The organism is Gottfriedia sp. NPDC057948, from assembly GCF_042887255.1.
Lineage (GTDB): Bacteria > Bacillota > Bacilli > Bacillales > Bacillaceae_G > Gottfriedia.
Genome location: NZ_JBHVPN010000014.1, coordinates 61,023 through 78,049, shown reverse-complemented (window position 1 = coordinate 78,049; position 17,027 = coordinate 61,023). Strand labels below are relative to the sequence as shown.

Annotated in this window: 20 protein-coding genes; 12 read left to right on the top strand and 8 right to left on the bottom strand. The window is 31.0% G+C overall.

Features of this window, described 5'->3' with window-relative positions:
• Positions 1 to 101 precede the first annotated feature (101 nt).
• From ACFVRR_RS18195 to ACFVRR_RS18175, 5 genes are all read left to right on the top strand, one after another.
• Complete coding sequence (locus ACFVRR_RS18195; protein ID WP_387331431.1) at positions 102 to 674, top strand: hypothetical protein; 573 nt, start codon at positions 102 to 104, stop codon at positions 672 to 674.
• Positions 675 to 1,692: 1,018 nt separating this feature from the next.
• A complete protein-coding gene (locus tag ACFVRR_RS18190) occupies positions 1,693 to 1,956 on the top strand; it encodes an excalibur calcium-binding domain-containing protein (protein ID WP_387331429.1) in 264 nt (87 codons plus the stop codon).
• A gap of 388 nt (positions 1,957 to 2,344) precedes the next feature.
• Positions 2,345 to 3,061, top strand: coding sequence for a hypothetical protein (locus ACFVRR_RS18185; RefSeq protein ID WP_387331427.1), 717 nt, complete (start codon positions 2,345 to 2,347; stop codon positions 3,059 to 3,061).
• Positions 3,062 to 3,075: 14 nt separating this feature from the next.
• On the top strand, positions 3,076 to 3,555 hold the full coding sequence (locus ACFVRR_RS18180) for a hypothetical protein (protein ID WP_387331425.1): 480 nt from the start codon (positions 3,076 to 3,078) through the stop codon (positions 3,553 to 3,555).
• A gap of 165 nt (positions 3,556 to 3,720) precedes the next feature.
• Positions 3,721 to 4,305, top strand: coding sequence for a hypothetical protein (locus ACFVRR_RS18175; protein ID WP_387331423.1), 585 nt, complete (start codon positions 3,721 to 3,723; stop codon positions 4,303 to 4,305).
• A 76-nt stretch (positions 4,306 to 4,381) separates the two neighbouring features.
• Here ACFVRR_RS18175 and ACFVRR_RS18170 read toward each other — a convergent pair whose 3' ends face one another.
• The 5 genes from ACFVRR_RS18170 to ACFVRR_RS18150 all read right to left on the bottom strand — a co-directional run bounded on the left by ACFVRR_RS18170 (position 4,382) and on the right by ACFVRR_RS18150 (position 7,954).
• Positions 4,382 to 4,681 carry a hypothetical protein gene (locus ACFVRR_RS18170; RefSeq protein ID WP_387331421.1) on the bottom strand — a complete coding sequence of 100 codons (300 nt, stop codon included), beginning with the start codon at positions 4,679 to 4,681 and terminating at the stop codon, positions 4,382 to 4,384.
• A 340-nt stretch (positions 4,682 to 5,021) separates the two neighbouring features.
• Entirely contained in the window at positions 5,022 to 5,684 is a 663-nt protein-coding gene (locus ACFVRR_RS18165) for an amino acid ABC transporter permease (RefSeq protein WP_387331419.1), read from the bottom strand.
• A gap of 12 nt (positions 5,685 to 5,696) precedes the next feature.
• The gene (locus tag ACFVRR_RS18160; protein WP_387331417.1) at positions 5,697 to 6,335 is read right to left on the bottom strand and encodes an amino acid ABC transporter permease; all 639 of its coding nucleotides are present in this window, start codon (positions 6,333 to 6,335) and stop codon (positions 5,697 to 5,699) included.
• 78 nt (positions 6,336 to 6,413) lie between these two features.
• Positions 6,414 to 7,211: a transporter substrate-binding domain-containing protein gene (locus tag ACFVRR_RS18155; RefSeq protein WP_387331415.1), complete on the bottom strand. Its 798-nt coding sequence runs from the start codon at positions 7,209 to 7,211 to the stop codon at positions 6,414 to 6,416.
• A 14-nt stretch (positions 7,212 to 7,225) separates the two neighbouring features.
• A complete protein-coding gene (locus ACFVRR_RS18150; protein ID WP_387331413.1) occupies positions 7,226 to 7,954 on the bottom strand; it encodes an amino acid ABC transporter ATP-binding protein in 729 nt (242 codons plus the stop codon).
• A 382-nt stretch (positions 7,955 to 8,336) separates the two neighbouring features.
• Here ACFVRR_RS18150 and ACFVRR_RS18145 point away from each other — a divergent pair, with 382 nt between their 5' ends.
• The 5 genes from ACFVRR_RS18145 (at position 8,337) to ACFVRR_RS18125 (ending at position 12,897) form a co-directional block, all read left to right on the top strand.
• Positions 8,337 to 8,804, top strand: a complete 468-nt coding sequence (locus tag ACFVRR_RS18145; RefSeq protein WP_387331411.1) for a hypothetical protein — start codon at positions 8,337 to 8,339, stop codon at positions 8,802 to 8,804.
• 198 nt (positions 8,805 to 9,002) lie between these two features.
• Positions 9,003 to 9,992: a helix-turn-helix transcriptional regulator gene (locus tag ACFVRR_RS18140; protein WP_387331409.1), complete on the top strand. Its 990-nt coding sequence runs from the start codon at positions 9,003 to 9,005 to the stop codon at positions 9,990 to 9,992.
• Positions 9,993 to 10,144: 152 nt separating this feature from the next.
• Positions 10,145 to 10,618 (top strand): hypothetical protein, encoded by a 474-nt coding sequence (locus tag ACFVRR_RS18135; RefSeq protein ID WP_387331407.1) that lies wholly within the window; start codon positions 10,145 to 10,147, stop codon positions 10,616 to 10,618.
• 212 nt (positions 10,619 to 10,830) lie between these two features.
• The gene (locus ACFVRR_RS18130) at positions 10,831 to 12,249 is read left to right on the top strand and encodes a fibronectin type III domain-containing protein (RefSeq protein WP_387331405.1); all 1,419 of its coding nucleotides are present in this window, start codon (positions 10,831 to 10,833) and stop codon (positions 12,247 to 12,249) included.
• A gap of 135 nt (positions 12,250 to 12,384) precedes the next feature.
• Complete coding sequence (locus ACFVRR_RS18125; RefSeq protein ID WP_387331403.1) at positions 12,385 to 12,897, top strand: DUF6933 domain-containing protein; 513 nt, start codon at positions 12,385 to 12,387, stop codon at positions 12,895 to 12,897.
• 59 nt (positions 12,898 to 12,956) lie between these two features.
• Here ACFVRR_RS18125 and ACFVRR_RS18120 read toward each other — a convergent pair whose 3' ends face one another.
• From ACFVRR_RS18120 to ACFVRR_RS18110, 3 genes are all read right to left on the bottom strand, one after another.
• Positions 12,957 to 13,505, bottom strand: coding sequence for a hypothetical protein (locus ACFVRR_RS18120; RefSeq protein WP_387331401.1), 549 nt, complete (start codon positions 13,503 to 13,505; stop codon positions 12,957 to 12,959).
• Between the two features lie 15 nt (positions 13,506 to 13,520).
• Positions 13,521 to 14,054, bottom strand: a complete 534-nt coding sequence (locus ACFVRR_RS18115) for a hypothetical protein (RefSeq protein WP_387331399.1) — start codon at positions 14,052 to 14,054, stop codon at positions 13,521 to 13,523.
• 1,122 nt (positions 14,055 to 15,176) lie between these two features.
• Positions 15,177 to 15,311 (bottom strand): hypothetical protein, encoded by a 135-nt coding sequence (locus ACFVRR_RS18110; RefSeq protein ID WP_387331398.1) that lies wholly within the window; start codon positions 15,309 to 15,311, stop codon positions 15,177 to 15,179.
• Positions 15,312 to 15,524: 213 nt separating this feature from the next.
• Here ACFVRR_RS18110 and ACFVRR_RS18105 point away from each other — a divergent pair, with 213 nt between their 5' ends.
• Both ACFVRR_RS18105 and ACFVRR_RS18100 read left to right on the top strand, forming a co-directional pair.
• Positions 15,525 to 16,268: a metallophosphoesterase family protein gene (locus tag ACFVRR_RS18105; protein WP_387331396.1), complete on the top strand. Its 744-nt coding sequence runs from the start codon at positions 15,525 to 15,527 to the stop codon at positions 16,266 to 16,268.
• A gap of 353 nt (positions 16,269 to 16,621) precedes the next feature.
• On the top strand, positions 16,622 to 16,972 hold the full coding sequence (locus ACFVRR_RS18100) for a hypothetical protein (protein WP_387331394.1): 351 nt from the start codon (positions 16,622 to 16,624) through the stop codon (positions 16,970 to 16,972).
• The last annotated feature ends 55 nt before the right edge of the window (positions 16,973 to 17,027 follow it).

Genomic DNA, 17,027 nt, shown 5'->3' with positions numbered 1-17,027 from the left:
ACCAAAAAGGCACTTGGTGACAGCAGTAAGATGCTAGTCTAAAGGCATCTTACGCAGAAGATCCTCAGGAGAAGAAAAAAACATATGATGCAGAAGCTCTATTGATCGTATATCCTGACTATAAAATTGACACTGAAATCGATTATGTTGGTAAAATTGGCGGACTAGGTCATGCAGGAGTACTACTAATATCACAAAGTGGAAACACAAGATATTACGAGTATGGTAGATATCCAACAACAGATGGCACAAAAGGGAAAGTAAGAAATGTTCCCGTTCCAAATGCGTACATCGGCAGTAACGGACTTGCAACAGATGATTCGTTAATCAGAATACTAGCAACCCTTTCATCAAAGTCTGGCCAGAATGGAAAAATTGAAGCCGCATATTTTAAAAACTTAATTTTTGAAGAAATGGACAGCTTTGCGATGACGAAATTGAAAGAATCCAATCCCGAATACACAGAATATAAGAAAGATCGGGAGCCGTACGCTTTAACTTCCAATAACTGTGGTACATTTGCAGAAAGTGTCATTTTAAAAGGTGGTAAAATATCAAAACCTACCATTATTAATCCTTCACCTACTAATATCGTTGATGAATATTGGGAGGAAGGCTATGACAAAGTAACCTATGTACCTAAAGAAAAGATGCTGGTTATAAATAAACAGTAATGATGGCATTTTGGTGAATTAGAAAGATGCAAAAACCTACTCAATTTTTGAGTAGGTTTATTAAAGTGAGTAAATCTTAATCAGTTGACTTAATTTCAACCCAAACTATTTCTTTTGATACAATACTATATACTACTTTGAAGATTATTTTCTGATTTTTATAATAGTAACTATGATACTTATGTTCTTGTCCTCTATCTTCCCAGGCTTCATTGTAATTATTCTTAAGTAATTCAGTTAATATCACTGATATATTTTAAATTAGATTTACCATTTATAATTACCTTGTTTTCACTATAAAAGCCAAATAAATAATTTGCTTGATTTTTTTTATTAATATCGATTACTAAATTTTCAAAGTAATATTTTGCATTCCCTCTTGAAAATCGATTACTTTTAACATATCGACTTAGATCTACATCGTCAATATTATCATATATTTTTATATTATTTATTGTAATCGAATTTAAAGATGTGCTTTTTAGATTTTTTTCACTATTATATCCCTAAAAAAACAAGATACTACTTAGAGAAATAAATATAAATACAAAAAAATTTTCATTTTCCACATCGATAACATACCTTTCACATGAGATAGCTAGGAGAATCCACCGTAACCTTCCCACTGAGATTTTATATAGAGATAATGACCACTTCAGGCTAACTTTCAATAAATCTATAAAAAAATTTTTTCAAATAGTATCCCTATAAAATAATATTAACAGAGTGTAATCTTTACTATTTACTAAAATAATACAAAAATATGTAAGTTTCACTATTTTTATAAAATCCGAATAAGCGAAAGACCTGCTCATTTTTTGATTAGAGTTATTAAAGTTAGTAAATACTTCCTAAATAAAACTGGTGCATTTTAACTAAAATAACATGAGTTTCTATGATAAACTTATTAATAGATTAAGGGATAGATATGAAATCTATTAAACTTACTTATTTTATTACTGAAAAAGTATTAAATTAGGTAGCATTTGTTACAAAAAAAAGATTGGAGTTATTACAGATGAAAAAACTTGTTATTGGTATTCTTACAATTGGACTTATTCAAAGTTATTCAATCATTTCAACTAATGATGCTAGTGCAGCTGTGAAAACATTTAAGAACTGTACTGAATTGAACAAAACATACAAGGGTGGAGTTGCCCGTAGTTCATCCGTTAAAAATAAAGGCGGTAAAACTAAATATAAACCGTATGCATCAAAAGCTTTATATGACGCTAATAAAAAAATGGATCGAGATAAAGATTTAATAGCGTGTGAAAAATAGGTTTAAGAAGTAAAAAATGTTGGTTCTCAACATTGAACTAATTATCTCAGACTGTTGGCAAACATGATTTTCATTGAGTTTGTCTACAGTGATCAATACTATGTTAAAGTAAAAAAGCAGTCTTCAAATTTTTGAAGACTGCTTTTTTTATTTCCAAAATCTTCAATTATTTGTCACATTGATAATGAGTTTAATAGAATCTAATATGTTAATATTTTCACAAGTTAGTAAATTTTACCGAAATTTTTACTTCTATTTACTTATTTAATAATAAGGAGTGATGGTTTTGAAAAATTTGTAGTTATTGGGGTACTAGAAGAAAATATGTATTTTAAATTTTATAATACGGAAGTATTTAGATTCTAAAATTAATGTAATGGAAGGGCTGATGAAAATGTTTAAGAAGTATGTGAAACAGAAAAGTAGTTTAGAAAAATTAAGTTCAAAAAGAAAACTAAAACAATTTTTAATTGGATTCATTGTTGTATTTTTCTTAGGTGCAATGTATCCATCACAAAGTAGAGCAGAAACTTTAATGACAGATGAACAATCAGCGATTATAGATAATATTAAAGATATAGTAAAACAAAAAAAAATATCAGATGAAGAAGTTGCTAAATTAGAATCAGAACTTTCAAAATTAGGAATAGATTCAGCAACATATTTTACTCCAGAAAACCCAAGTGAACTTAAACAAGCTAGAGGTTATAGTCAAACTCATGATTTAGGTCAAGGGTGGAAAGCAAGAGTAGACAAACCGACAGCCGGTGCTAAACAGCAAAAACCGCATGTGCATGTATATAAAGGTAAGGTTGAAGGTATTGAAAACGTAGATGGTACAAAATCACATGGGCAAACATTAAAAGAAGCAGGTGTACCTAAAAGTATTCAAAAAAAGGCTAAAGCCCTAAAAGATTATAAAAAAGCGCAAGAAGATTTAAAAGAAATGGAGAAAGCAAAGGATAAAATTGAAGCTAAAAAGTTAAATCTGAAAAAGACAGCTGATATAATAATTGCTATAGGTATCTTTGTGGCTGTTGTAGGTCTTGTTATATTTGCAACTTCAAGTATTGCTGCATGGGGAGCATTTTTATTGTTAATTTAAAAAGGAGTGTTTTTTTGGTAAATTATCAATTTTTATTACAATTAGATTTAAATTATAAAAACCATATGATTTTTACAATAAAAGAAATAAAAAAGGGATATTATGAAAAAATAGGTTATTTGGTACTGGAAGATGTTCGTAGGGCAGGAACACCTAATGATTTTAAAGATTTACATCCTGTTTTTCTAAAAGACTGGGATGATGATAGAAATTTAATCTTTGTGAGAGTATATACTTTTGATAATTTAACAGAAGAAAAACAAGATGCACTATTAGAACTTGCAGAAGCTTTTATTGAATTTAAACCAAGTGTCAATCATAAGGTGAATTTTTATGTATCAAAAGAAGTTTCTAAGCTATTTGAAAAGTGTTGGGAAAAAGATATGAATATGATTCCTGTCTATCAATGGTTGATCGATGCTGATAGTGAAAATCCAATTAATTTAGAAAAACTAAAAATTGATTCATTAAATCATCTATCACAAGATGAATAAATATGAACTAGATGATGTGGAAGAGACTTTTAAGAAGGACACTAAAAAAGTTCGTGCAAATCAAATAAGCGAAGCCTTCACTGTTAATATAGGAAGCCTTCGCTATTTTTTTGTAGTTAAGGGTCATGGAATACCTACATTTCGTAAAAGTTTGGGGGAATAAAAATGATATTAAAAGTCTTAGTTTTAATTTTATTACTTATTCTAGGGAACATATTTTTTAAAATTCTCCCCTGGAAATATATTATTGCACTATTTGGAATTATTGTATTACTATTAATAGGTTTTTTCCTTGTTGAATGTACTTCTATTTTAGTAAAAAATAGACTACTAGAAAGTACTTCACTAAAAAATGAAGGAATGAATGAAATTATGATTGATAAACAAGTTACACCGGAACTATTGGTAGATCTAAAAAGTAAATATGGTAGTACAGTTAAACACACAGACATTGTAGTAATACTTCCTGTTGAAAATGATAGAAACTATCAATTTAAGAAACTCTATATTGGAATTAAAAACAATAAAATTAATAGTATTGTTTCTGAAGATCCTAAATTACAAACGAATAAAAGTATTGGAATAGGAAGTGATGTATCTACTATTAAAAGTAAATACGGTAATAACTACATTCGCTCGATTGATGAAATAGGAGATATGATAACGTATCTTGATAAAGAGCAAAATATAAAATTGACTTTCATAATATATGAAGAGAAAGTATTTCAAATTATTCTAACTAAGTATTAAGTCAAGGAGAAAAATTATGGGCATTTCCGTTTGTAAAAGTTTATGTTAACTTTTTCACAAGTATTGATGCTCTTTATTATCTAAGTGGATCTAATATTATTTTATTATTTTTACTATCTATATAATAACCATAATATTCATTATCGCCTTTTATTTTCACACGAACTGACCATTTTCGATCACCTGATGATTTAATCCAATCAAACACTGGATGAAGTTCTTCTATCTCCTGTTTTTTTATGCCTTTTTCCTTAATAAGATATTCCTCAACTGCATTTTTTGTTAAATGCAGCTTTATTTTTACATAAGTGTACGAAGTGATTATTAATACAGTAGCTATTAATAAAGGAATCATTATCTTTTTTTTCTTTTTCATAATATATTCTCCTCTATAAAAGATAAGTTAATTTTAACTATAAATTCATTATATAGTTAGCTTATATTGTGAATAAACTATGAAATTTCATTATAGTATTTAGTTACTATGTATTGATATTATTTTAATTGCTATTGGTTTATCGCTTTTATAGGTTACTAGATTAAGTAGGTGTATAGCAAATAACTCAGAAGAGAGCGGTGTAGGGCGTGTAGAGCACCCTAGGAATTTAAATAATCTATCACAAGATGAATAAATAAAATTAAAGTGTGTTTAAATGCGTGGCATGATGTGGAAAATTGCATCAAAAAAATCCGGCCCAATCAAAGAACCGGATTTCTCAAGACTGCTTTATCTCCAATCTACGCGCAACCAACGACAAAACATAATTAACAATAAAATACATCAATGAAACCATCACCATCACAGGAATCACATAAGATTCCTTCTGCGCATAAATAATCTGCCCATTATGCAATAAATCTGGCAACGCGATTACAACAGCTAACGATGTATCTTTCAGTAAAGAAATAAACTGACTAACAATCGGCGGAACCATTCGTCTCAATGCTTGAGGCAGGACAATATAACGTAATGTCTGAGTGTAATTGAGGCCGGACGCACGAGCAGCTTCAATTTGTCCTTTTTCGATTGAGTTTAATCCACTTCGAATAATTTCCGAAATCATAGCTGATTCAAAAACCGTTAATGCTGCGATGGCTGCTGTCGTTATTTTCATTTCAATCCCGATTTCCGGTAGGGCGAAATACGTAAAGAAAATAATCAGTAGTAAAGGCAGGTTTCGAATTATTTCAACAATCGCGGTTAGTAATTGAGTAACAACAGGAATCTTCGTATATCTAAGGGTACCGATAAGTCCGCCAATAATGAAACTTAGTACAATTGAAATGGCAGCGACCTTAAGGGTGACCCAAAATCCTTCTAGTAAAAATTTGATATGATCTAGTGTATACACATCAGTGAACGGTTGCAGAAAATCCATTTATCCACCTCCTTAATTACTTCTAGCCAAGCGTTTTTCTAAATATCCCACTCCAATACTTAAGGGAATCGTTAAGACTAAGTAAAATAAGGCTACGAAAATATAAGTATCAAACGTTACGTAAGTCATTGCAGATATTAGATCGCCTTGATACATTAAATCTCCACCAGCTACGACTGCTAATAATGATGAATTTTTTACTAAATTTAGAAATTGGTTGCCAAGAGGAGGGATGACGATTTTTATCGCCTGGGGAAGAATAATTAATCTCATTGCCTGTCCGTAACTTAAACCTGTCGAGCGAGCGGCTTCCATTTGTCCTTTTGGAACAGAAAGGATACCGGCACGGATTGCTTCGGCAATGAAGGTTGATGTATAGATGGTTAATCCAATTGTCCCTGCAACCATCCCACTAAAGCTTCCAGCTAAGTAAGTGAAAAACACTACAACTAATACAGGGATGTTACGGATAAATTCCACATATACCGAACCTAACCAGTTGAGCGGTTTAATTGGAGCAATTCGCATAACTGCAATAATTGTTCCTAAAATAAAGCTACATAATAAAGCGATTAAACTAGTTAAAACGGTGACTCTTAATCCTTCTAAAAAATACTCCATATGTTCTGTTAGTATCGAGAAATCAATCAAAGGATTTCCTCCTAATTATCAGGAAAAGCAGGTCCGTAAAATTACGGACTCTGCGGATCCCAACGATAATATCAATGATTATTTTTTAATCCATTTATTCTTAATTTCATCGTATTTACCTGAATCTTTCAGGCTTTTTAATGCATTATTTAATGCGTCGACAAGATCTTTATTGCCTTTTTTAACAGCAATTCCATAAGGTTCTTGCGTAAAAGTTCCACCTACTAAATCAAATGAAGGATCTTCTTCTTTCATACCGTAAAGGATTGAATCATCAGTCGTTAGGGCATCACCTTTACCAGCTTTTAAAGCTGTGAAAGCTTCAGCATAGTTTTCGAATTCAAGTACTGTTGTATCAGGAGCTTTCTGGCGAATATTTACTGCAGAAGTGGACCCTTTAACAGCAAGCACTTTTGTACCTTTTTTCAAGTCAGCAAGTCCGTGAACTTTACTGCCTTTTTTTACAAGTAAAGATTGTCCGGCATTAAAGTAAACATCAGTAAAATCTACTTCTTTTTTACGTTCTTCATTAATGGTCATTGTAGCGACTACCGCATCAACTTTCCCATTATTTAAGAGACCAACCCTAGTTTTTGACGTAACCTCTATGTACTCAGGTTTAACATCATTGCCAAAGATTTCTTTTGCCAGTGCTTTAGAAAGGTCAATATCAAATCCTTCTACTTTACCTGTTGAAGGGTTTTTCAATCCAAATAAACGAGTGTCATATTTTACGCCAAATACGATTTTCTTATCATCCTTAATACGTGCAAGAGCATCTTTGCTTTTCGAATCATCCTTACCACCACAACCTGCAAGAACTAAGGCGGCCGTAGTTGAAACCAAAGCCATTTTCATGAATTTTTTTAGAAACATTCCATTACCTCCTATTAATGATTTAATATACGGCTGAGAAATAAGCGAGCCCGTTCTTCACGCGGGTTCTCATAAAACTCAGCCGGAGTTGCTTCTTCTAATATGCGACCCTCGTCCATAAAGACGATTCGGTCGGCAACCTCTCTGGCAAATCCCATTTCATGAGTCACAACAACCATCGTCATGCCTTCCCTAGCAAGGGTCTTCATAACATCGAGCACCTCACCAATCATTTCAGGATCAAGTGCTGAAGTAGGTTCATCAAAAAGCATAATATCCGGTTTCATCGCAAGCCCGCGAGCTATTGCTACACGTTGTTGCTGACCACCAGAAAGCTGGGAAGGATAAGATTTTGCCTTTTCTAAAATACCTACTTTTTCAAGAAAATGTTTGGCTGTTTCATCAGCCTCTTCTCTAGATTGGCCTAGCGCTTTCATAGGAGCTAGAGTGATATTTTCAAGCACAGTTTTGTGCGGATACAAATAAAAATGCTGAAAAACCATTCCAATATTGCGCCTTAACTTATTGAGATCTGTTTTTTTATCCCCAACAGAAATCCCACTAACTGTAAGTGTCCCGTCATTAATTGCTTCCAAATGATTGATACAACGCAACAAAGTACTCTTACCAGAACCAGACGGCCCAATCACAACAACAACCTCACCTTTATTGATTGTGAGATTAATATCTTTCAAGACTTGAAAATCGCCATAAAACTTATTAACATGTTTAAATTCAATCATTCCTGACCTCCTGTACAATTTTCTTAACTATGTAAAATGGGGAATTTTGGGAATCAATATTTTATGTGTATGCTTGTTTACATTTTGATATCACGCTTATTTCGTTTTTAGTCTTTTTGGACGAGGACTTTTGCACTAGATGCATAAAAGAAAAAACGAGAATTGTTGTATGTAGACAATTGGAAGTGCCGATCATCTAACGGCAAAGGAAATCAGTAGAAAAGGTGAGAAAATATAATTTTATAATTAACTTTAAGAGTAAAATTTCACTAAAAAATTCAATGTTTTGTCATCGATACCATAATTTTCAATAAGTTATTGTGTTAAGATTTTCACATAGAGTCACTTACAGATACTGTGGAATCGAAAAGGAGGGCTATTCATGACACAATATCATTATATTTCTTCACCAATGCGACTGAAAGAAGGTACCTTTGGTGACAATCCTATTTCTCCTAATGTTTTTGCAAATGAACTAGATTTTACACATTTATATATGGAAAGGAATTATGATCTAGAGGAAAAAAGGATTTTTAGTTTCTCTAAACACTTCCAATTTAAGCATCAAGTATGTATGATGTCTCAACAAGTTCCAATGAAAGGAGAGAAACGGATTTCTCCAGAAGGTGAAAAATGTTTGCAGATTTTATATGAATATATTAAAGAGGCTGTTAATGAGAGTGGCGTAATAGAATATTTCGCTTCATGGAATTCAGAAGAAGACTTACCAATTAACTATAAACGCGAAATTACACTAATTGATTTAAAAACTCCGAGAGACTTAATAATAGCCCAAAGGGAGTTTGTTACAATTTATAAGGACTACGATGATGGAGTAATATCAAACTAATAAAAGCATCTCCACCTTAAAAAGTACCCTATAGAGTAGACAGCTAATATAAGCTACTCTATAGGGTACTTTTCTAGTAAAAATAGACTAGTAGTTTTTAACCATCATTTTTACCAATTAAATATGTTAAAATTAAAATTAGATTAAGTTACATATAAAATACATCTTATGAATTTTACTAAATAAACGGAGGAATCCATGGAAAACCGTGAACGTTTCTATAAACTAATGAAACTACTAGAAAGTAAAACAGATATTGATCGTGAGTTTACGTTTGATGAAATAAAAAAGAGATTAGCAGTAGGGGAAGAGGACTTTTCGTATAGTAAAAATACATTTTTAAAAGATATCTCAGTATTAGTGGATGTTGGTTTTGATGTAATTGAAAACGCTTCAGATGGTAAAGCAACTACATATAGTCACCAAGAAAGACTGTTTGAATTACATGAACTCCGTTTATTAGTAGATGCTGTTACAGCTTCAAGATTTTTAAACAAACAAGAAACCAAAAAGATTATTGATAAATTAAAAAACCTTACAAGTGAAAACGAAGCAAAAAAACTTCACAATGGTATTATCCCAGACACAGCCATTAAAAGTGAAAGCAATCGAATTCATTTCTCAATCGATCAAATTCATCAAGCCATTGCTGAGAAAAAATTACTGAAATTTCAATATGGCCGATACAATTTTAACAAAAAATTTGAATTAAGCCATGATGGGAAAGAATACGCAGTAAAGCCACTTGCAGTAATTTGGTCGAATGACTACTATTACTTAATTACAAGAAGTTTACCTGATGATCAACTTAGACATTTCCGTGTAGATCGAATGAGAAAAGTTAAGAGAACAGAAGAAAAATTTCAAGATGAACGCTTTAACGTTGATGAATATTTAAGTACAGTTTTTAATATGTTTGCCGGTGAACCTGATTATGTAAAAATCAAGTTTAAAAAAGGATTATTAAATGTCGTACTAGACCGATTTGGATTAAAGGCTGATATTCAGAAAGTGGATGAGGAACATTTCATTTTAACTACAAAAGCTGCGATTAGTGATGGATTAATTACTTGGATTTTAACATGGGGTAAAGATGCTCAAGTTATAAGTCCACAATCAGTGATTGATAAAGTTCAGGAGCAAATTTTTGAGATGAGTAAGTTGTATAGTATGAATTTGCAACAATAATTTTTTTCTAAAAAGAGTATCTTTCGGGGATGCTCTTTTTTCATTAAAAAACCTTCATATTAATTTCAAAATTCCTTTAATTAAAATGTATTTAAATATGTTACCATTTTCACAAGTGAAGCTATTTTAAATATGATGGAGGTTTGAGAATCATGCAAAAGGTAATTTTCTTTTCTTGTATATCAATTGTAGTAATCGGTTTAATAATGTATCTATACATAATGTTTCTGCTACCACCCTCGGATACAATGATTAAAATAGAGAAAAATGAAATAAGTAAAAAATTAAATAGTAACCAAACAATTCTTATTCCTTCCGAATTTGAAGTGAAAAATGTATATGTTATTGATGATGGATTCCTTTCCCCATATATTGATGTGCATCTTTCAAATAAGACAAATATAAGTATTCATTCATCAAATAGCATAGATTACGAAGGCGGGGAAAAGGGTAGAACCAAAATGTTAAACAATATTAAAATTAGAGAATATCAAAAGAAAAATAGAAGAGTAATCTATATTTTTAAAGTCGGCCAACTTAATTATTTTTATGAATTCTACGATACTTATAGGAAAAGTATTGATGAATATTTATCAAAAAATACTTTAAATAATGAGGGAATGTAACCTATACAAGGTTTTAGGATTAGGTTAATAATTTATGAAACTAATATAATATGCGTACAATCGGAGAATCATGTATAGGGTTCTCTTTTTTGATGTTCAATTTTTTGAACACCTCACTTTATATAATAAAATTATCAAATTTAGGAGGTATAAATAAAAGAGCTCGATGTATGAGGTAATTCAATAGAATGAAAGATTTAAGGGGGAAAATCATGAAGAAAAGAAGTTTTATGTACTTATTTTTAACATTTTTAGTTATGTTTTCATTTAATTCAAAACCAGCTTTTGCTGAAATAGGAGATCGTAGCACGCCATATAGTGCATGGTTTAATTATAATTTTTCACTTCAAGAATATGAGTGGGATACACCTAAAGAAGTAGAATTGCAATTATTCGATATGTATACAGGTGAAGAAGCAAATGAAATTGTAGCTAATGAAAATATGTATAATACTAAACCGGCAGATGATGAAGAATGGATTGTGATGGGATTCAATTTAAAATATGTCTCGGGCCCAGAAGAACCTTTATACGCTTATGATGTTGTTGATAGTAACGATAGTTTTTATACGAAGTCTGGTCAGAAAGTTAATCCGATTGATACTGCTTCATTTTCAGGCCAGTTAGAAGGTTTAGATGAATACGATGTAGAGTTATATCCGGGTGCAGAATCTGAAGTTTATTACGGTATTTTAGTGAAAAAAACAGTGGGCTATCCAATTATTCGAATCGGAATGGGGTATGATGCTCGTGCAGATCAAACGATATACGGATGGTTCTCAACAGATCCAAATTATGTAGAGCCTATTCTTTCACCTACTAACGTAAAGGCAGCAGCTAGTTCATATAATAGCGCTAAATTAAGCTGGACTAAAGCGGATGATGTGACAGGTTATGAAATTTATCGTTCTACTTCCAGTACAGGTACATATACGAAAATAGCAACTACTTCAAGTACTTCGTATACTAATACATCTTTAAATACAGGTACAACTTATTATTATAAGATTAAGTCTTATAAAACAGGAACACCTACACAATACAGTGATTATAGTAAGGCAGTATCTGCAAAACCGGTCCTGTCTACACCAACATCCGTAAAGGCAGTTTCATCTTCATACAATAGTGTAAAAACCAGTTGGGCAGCTGTAAGTGGAGCAAGTGGATATGAAGTTTACCGTTCAACGACAAGCACGGGAACATATACACTTGCTGGTACAACTACGTCAACAAGCTTTAATAATACAGGGCTTACCACAAATAAAATTTATTATTACAAGGTAAAATCATACAGATTAGTTGGAAGCAAGAAGGTCTATGGAAATTATTCATCAATAGTAAGTGCAAAACCAATTCCATCAGTTCCAACTAATTTTAATGTTGCTAAAGTAAATTCAACTAGTTCAAAAATATCTTGGAGTTCTGTGAGTGGAGCAAGCGGTTATGAAATTTACAAATCAACCTCAAGTGGTGGATCATATAGTTTAGTAAAAAGTACAACTTCAACTTCTTATACAAATAGTGGTTTAACAAAAGGAAAGACTTACTACTATAAAGTAAGAACGTATCGAACAGTTGGAACTACTAAAGTATATAGTGGTTGGACAACAATCAAGAGCGTTAAGCTTTAAGCAGTAACATTTTTAAAATCTTTTAAGAAGAGAATCATTTATTTACGATTCTCTTTTTTTGTTTTATATACTGGAATTAGTTTGATGAAATGTTAGAATATAACTAAAAATATTTAATAAACGAGGTCCGTGGAAATGTTCATTCAATTAACAAAAAAGCTTTCAGATGAAATGAAAATAAAAGTAGAGAAACCAGATTTATCAAACGAAAATCAACTTTTTTGCTGGCATGCTAATATCTTTAAAATCGGCCGTAAAAAATGTGTATTGGTAATGAATAATGTAACTAGATATTGTTTTGTTATGTATGGCCTATTAAAAAAGGATTTTACAAATTTTGAAGAGTTAATGAAGAGAAGTATTGTGACAAATTTTCTGGCAAATGAATTCGATGTTGAGAAAGTTGATCAATATATGAAACAACTAGGTGAAGTTCAATACACTGCGACAAGCGATCGAAGTATTATTTCGCAAATGAGTGATATGATTTATCTTGCTGAATCTTATGTTTACCACAGGGTAGAGGATAATGAAATAATTAGTTTGCTTCACTTAAATCTTGATCTTAATGACACGCCTTTATACAAGTTACGTTCTTATCCGAACAAATTGATGAGGGAAGCATTGGATGAATTTTTCATCAAATGAAGTGATCTTTGGAAAATTTTAAGTGAACAAAAAAAAATCCTCAATAATTGAGGGGAGCATTAATCATCGTTTTTACGTTTTTCTTTATTTTTCTTTAATGCTTCTTTAAATTCTTTTAGAATTACCTCATTTGGAAGTCTATCTTTTTTACCCTTAATTTTTGTGTTACCTTTTAACGGAACGATAATTCTATATCGTTCTTTATCTTTTATATTACTAGTTGCGAATACATATGAATTTTCAAGAGTTAAAAAATCATCTTCAGCTTCCATCTTTCTTATAGCTTTGTGACTTTTTTCATAACCAATCCGTTGTTCAACAATAACTTCCTGATTTGCTTCCAATTCACCTTTTAAATTATTTTCGACTACAACCTTATATGGTGTATATGGCCCACCATCATCTGATTCAGTATCTAATTGTTCGACTACTCTTCCTACAAACAATTGTTTTGCTACTTCTGTAATATTTTCCTTTTTATTAATATCAAATTCATATTCTGCATTTGAAATAATTACTCTATTTGGGGTATAAGTGTAATATATTACACTTCCAATTACAAATGAAGCGATTGTTGAACTTACGCAAATTTTTGTAATTTTTTTCATAGTAATTCTCCTTTTTTAATTTTTCCAGTTGGCATTATAGTCAGTTTTATCATGTGCTTGTAAGGTAGTGGTAGAAGAAGAGTATCCATACATAATCAGTCCACTATAATTACTTTCATAATGATCCCCAATACCCAATGCATGACCTAATTCATGTGAAGCCGTTTTATTTTTTGCTGCAGTAGTTCTTCCTGAGTTATTAAACTTTGGGGTATTGAATTCAATTCTATCTGCACCAATTCTAGGTACCCACTGAGCTGTAAAAGTTTCATCAGGCAGATTGACATCCTTAAACGTTAAATCCTCAATTGTAGTCGCGGTATCTGGAGCAATTTTAACTTTGCCTAAAGCATTCCAAATTTTAATTGCATAATCCCGATTTGCGGTATATTTTGTACTGCTTCCCCAACGAATTTCTTTTGAATCCACTGAACCACTTCCAATACTATGTTGAGTTTTGTTTGCTGCAACAGCATGTCCTATCCACAAAGAAGAACCTAGACTAACCCCTAAAGCAATAGCCAATGGGATTTTTAATTTTTTAATCAATTTTAACACTCCTTTTTTTATTATATTTAAATAGTAAATCTATTTAAAATAATAACATGGAATATTAAGGTGGATATTGGAAAAATGTTACAAAAAAGATAATTTTGTTTTATAGTCAAGATTCTATAAATTTTGTTAGAAATAGTACCTTTAATTAAACGCAAAAATAAAGACTTCTCACACACAAATTGAAACTAATTAGATGTAGTTTATAAAATTAGAACTAAAAGAAAATGTTCCTATTTTGTAAATAAGACTGAATTAAAATATTCACCTCTACTAGAATAGCTATTCAACAATTTGATCAAGGATACTTAACTTGGGGATAAGGTGTACTTTCGAGATTATAAGTAATTGTTACAATTTAAGGAACAAACGTTAATAATTAGTTCAACTTCATACATTTTTCAAATTTAGAACATTTTACCAGAAATTAATATGTTAATATAATCAAAAAACAGAACGTTTTCTCGGGGGTGGGTTAATTTGAAAAGTTTCTACTATCTTATCTTTAGTTACTCAATTTTCATTTTAAATGTCACCTTCAACGGATTTAACAACTTCAATCTATTTTTAATTTTAAATTGCATTAGTATTATATTAAGCTTGCTGAGTTTTCTGATTTCAATCATTTCATCAGATAGGAGATGGAAAGAAAAGGTCAACATTGGTCTTAGTTTGAGTTTAATTCTAGTTTCATCACTCTGGATTAACTTAGTATATGTTGGGGTTTAAATGGTTTTAAATAGTAATTTCAAGAAAGGTGAGAATTATGGAGAAGTTTTTTAGAGTAATATTATTTCTTATTTTAACTTTTATTGTGATCGTTTTTTTGTTGATTTTCTTTTTAAAACCGGGATCCAAAAGTGAAATTAGCGGATCTTCAAAAAGTGTTCATATTGTAGAAAAATAAAATTATTCTGAAGGATTTGGTGGTGGAGATAGCATTACAACTGTTTCTGTGAACGAGCAAAAGATGGTTGAAAATAGTCCAGCACAGCAAGGTTTTGTTCCACAGGAAAATGGGACAGGATTCTATTTTGTAAAAGAAAAAAATAACTTCAATTACCAAAATAAAACGACTGACTAAAATAGCAGTCGTTTTACCTTATTATCTAAAACTCACTTCTTACAATCATAAGCAACCAAAGTAATATCCAATTCCTCTTCCAAAGTCTCAATCTTACTCTTCGCATCACTAGTTAAATCTGCAATAAAAAAGTCACTGTTATTTAAATCTTTATTCTCATTACTCATTTCAAAAATCCCCTTTACCAAAATTTTACCTTTTCATTATTCCCTGTGATAAAAAAAACTATCCTAGCTATAATTGGTCATTTAAATAAAATTTTATTAGGTAAAAAAGCAATAAAACGGGATAACTTACTTTAGTAATTTATATTTGTTAAACTATTTATATTATTTAAATAATTTAGTGGGAATAATAGGTTTACAGAAGGGGTTGGATGTATGGATAAGGATACGGTTTTTGCAATTGGAGATATACACGGAAGCATAAATGAATTAGAAAAATTACTTAAACAATGGAATCCAGATAATGAAAGGCTAGTACTACTAGGAGATTTAGTCGATCGTGGTGAGAATCCATACGAGGTTTTGATAAGAGCGCAGGAATTAGATAATGAATACGGATCAGTTGTTATACTGGGAAATCATGAGCAAATGTTATTGGACTGGCTTGAGCAACCTGAGTTTAAACAAACGTATTATTACGGACAAGGTGGCTTAGAAACAATTAATTCATTTTTTAAATTTGAAATTACAAATAAAAGAGGTCCGAATGAAGTAGCGCAATTGATGAAAGAGCAATTTGAATCTGAACTACAATTTATTAAATCTAGACCATTGTATTTTGAATGGGAAAATTATGTATTCGTTCATGCCGGAGTTGATCTGAATTTAGAAGATTGGAAAGAAACGACAGACAAGGAGTTTTACTGGATCCGCGATGACTTTCATTATGGGAAAAATGAAACAAATAAAACATTTATCTTCGGCCATACTCCAACATCAATTCTTCACAAGACGGAGGGGAAATTTGATATTTGGTATTCACCTTGTAAAACGAAAATCTGTATTGATGGGGCAGCTGCCTATGGTGGGATTTTACATGGAATTAAGGTAAATAAAGATGGAATAATCTCAACTCATTCGATTTCTTCTAATACAAAGTCTACAAAGTATGAAATATAATTTTATAAAAACTTAAGAACTTCAGTAATTATGTTTAGTAGAAAAGGAACATAAAATAATCATCTGGTTGATGCAATCGATTGAATTGAATATTTCTTTCTGATTTTTGATTATCAATGTAATAGCCTGGTCAAATTAGTTGAAAGTAAATGGAGCTGCGAAATTAACAAAATAGCTACTATTATATATTTTTGGACTATTATGATAAAATTAATCATATTCAAGTTCATTTTGAGGTAAATGATCATTTGAATAGGAAGAAGAGCTATCTATATGAGCTCTGACCTTTAATATTTCAGAGGTTGACTTTCCGACTACAAGAGAAGCCACTAGTGGCTAAGGAGGAATTGATATTGACTAAACTAGACCTACTGAAAGATTTTATTCTTAACAAAGAATTAGACATCAATGTATCTAAACCTACAGAGAATTATACAAATTTTTCATATAATGGATTTGATGCAGGTACAGTCTATAATAATGGCACCTACAGAATTCCTGTAGCTCGTGGAACAAGGGTAGAACGTCTATTCCGTAAACGTAAATACAAAATGAAGGTTTCTAAAGAAAATAATAACAATCTATTCGCAATCTTTGAACTGGATCGTACTGAAGATTTTGTACAAGTTAAAACGCTGCTTCAAAATATGGATAAATTAGCTAGCAACGGACTTCATGAAGAATTGAGCCGTACAGTAAATTAATATCATTTTATTATTTAATTTTGAATGCCTACAAAAAAGATAAAGCTAACTGAGA

Bases quoted from the DNA above. Each gene is read 5' to 3' on its own strand.
- ACFVRR_RS18190 (WP_387331429.1), top strand. From the start codon at position 1,693: ATGAAAAAACTTGTTATTGGTATTCTTACAATTGGACTTATTCAAAGT.
- ACFVRR_RS18185 (WP_387331427.1), top strand. From the start codon at position 2,345: ATGAAAATGTTTAAGAAGTATGTGAAACAGAAAAGTAGTTTAGAAAAA.
- ACFVRR_RS18175 (WP_387331423.1), top strand. From the start codon at position 3,721: ATGATATTAAAAGTCTTAGTTTTAATTTTATTACTTATTCTAGGGAAC.
- ACFVRR_RS18170 (WP_387331421.1), bottom strand. From the start codon at position 4,681: ATGAAAAAGAAAAAAAAGATAATGATTCCTTTATTAATAGCTACTGTA.
- ACFVRR_RS18165 (WP_387331419.1), bottom strand. From the start codon at position 5,684: ATGGATTTTCTGCAACCGTTCACTGATGTGTATACACTAGATCATATC.
- ACFVRR_RS18155 (WP_387331415.1), bottom strand. From the start codon at position 7,211: ATGTTTCTAAAAAAATTCATGAAAATGGCTTTGGTTTCAACTACGGCC.
- ACFVRR_RS18150 (WP_387331413.1), bottom strand. From the start codon at position 7,954: ATGATTGAATTTAAACATGTTAATAAGTTTTATGGCGATTTTCAAGTC.
- ACFVRR_RS18145 (WP_387331411.1), top strand. From the start codon at position 8,337: ATGACACAATATCATTATATTTCTTCACCAATGCGACTGAAAGAAGGT.
- ACFVRR_RS18140 (WP_387331409.1), top strand. From the start codon at position 9,003: ATGGAAAACCGTGAACGTTTCTATAAACTAATGAAACTACTAGAAAGT.
- ACFVRR_RS18135 (WP_387331407.1), top strand. From the start codon at position 10,145: ATGCAAAAGGTAATTTTCTTTTCTTGTATATCAATTGTAGTAATCGGT.
- ACFVRR_RS18130 (WP_387331405.1), top strand. From the start codon at position 10,831: ATGAAGAAAAGAAGTTTTATGTACTTATTTTTAACATTTTTAGTTATG.
- ACFVRR_RS18125 (WP_387331403.1), top strand. From the start codon at position 12,385: ATGTTCATTCAATTAACAAAAAAGCTTTCAGATGAAATGAAAATAAAA.
- ACFVRR_RS18120 (WP_387331401.1), bottom strand. From the start codon at position 13,505: ATGAAAAAAATTACAAAAATTTGCGTAAGTTCAACAATCGCTTCATTT.
- ACFVRR_RS18110 (WP_387331398.1), bottom strand. From the start codon at position 15,311: ATGAGTAATGAGAATAAAGATTTAAATAACAGTGACTTTTTTATTGCA.
- ACFVRR_RS18105 (WP_387331396.1), top strand. From the start codon at position 15,525: ATGGATAAGGATACGGTTTTTGCAATTGGAGATATACACGGAAGCATA.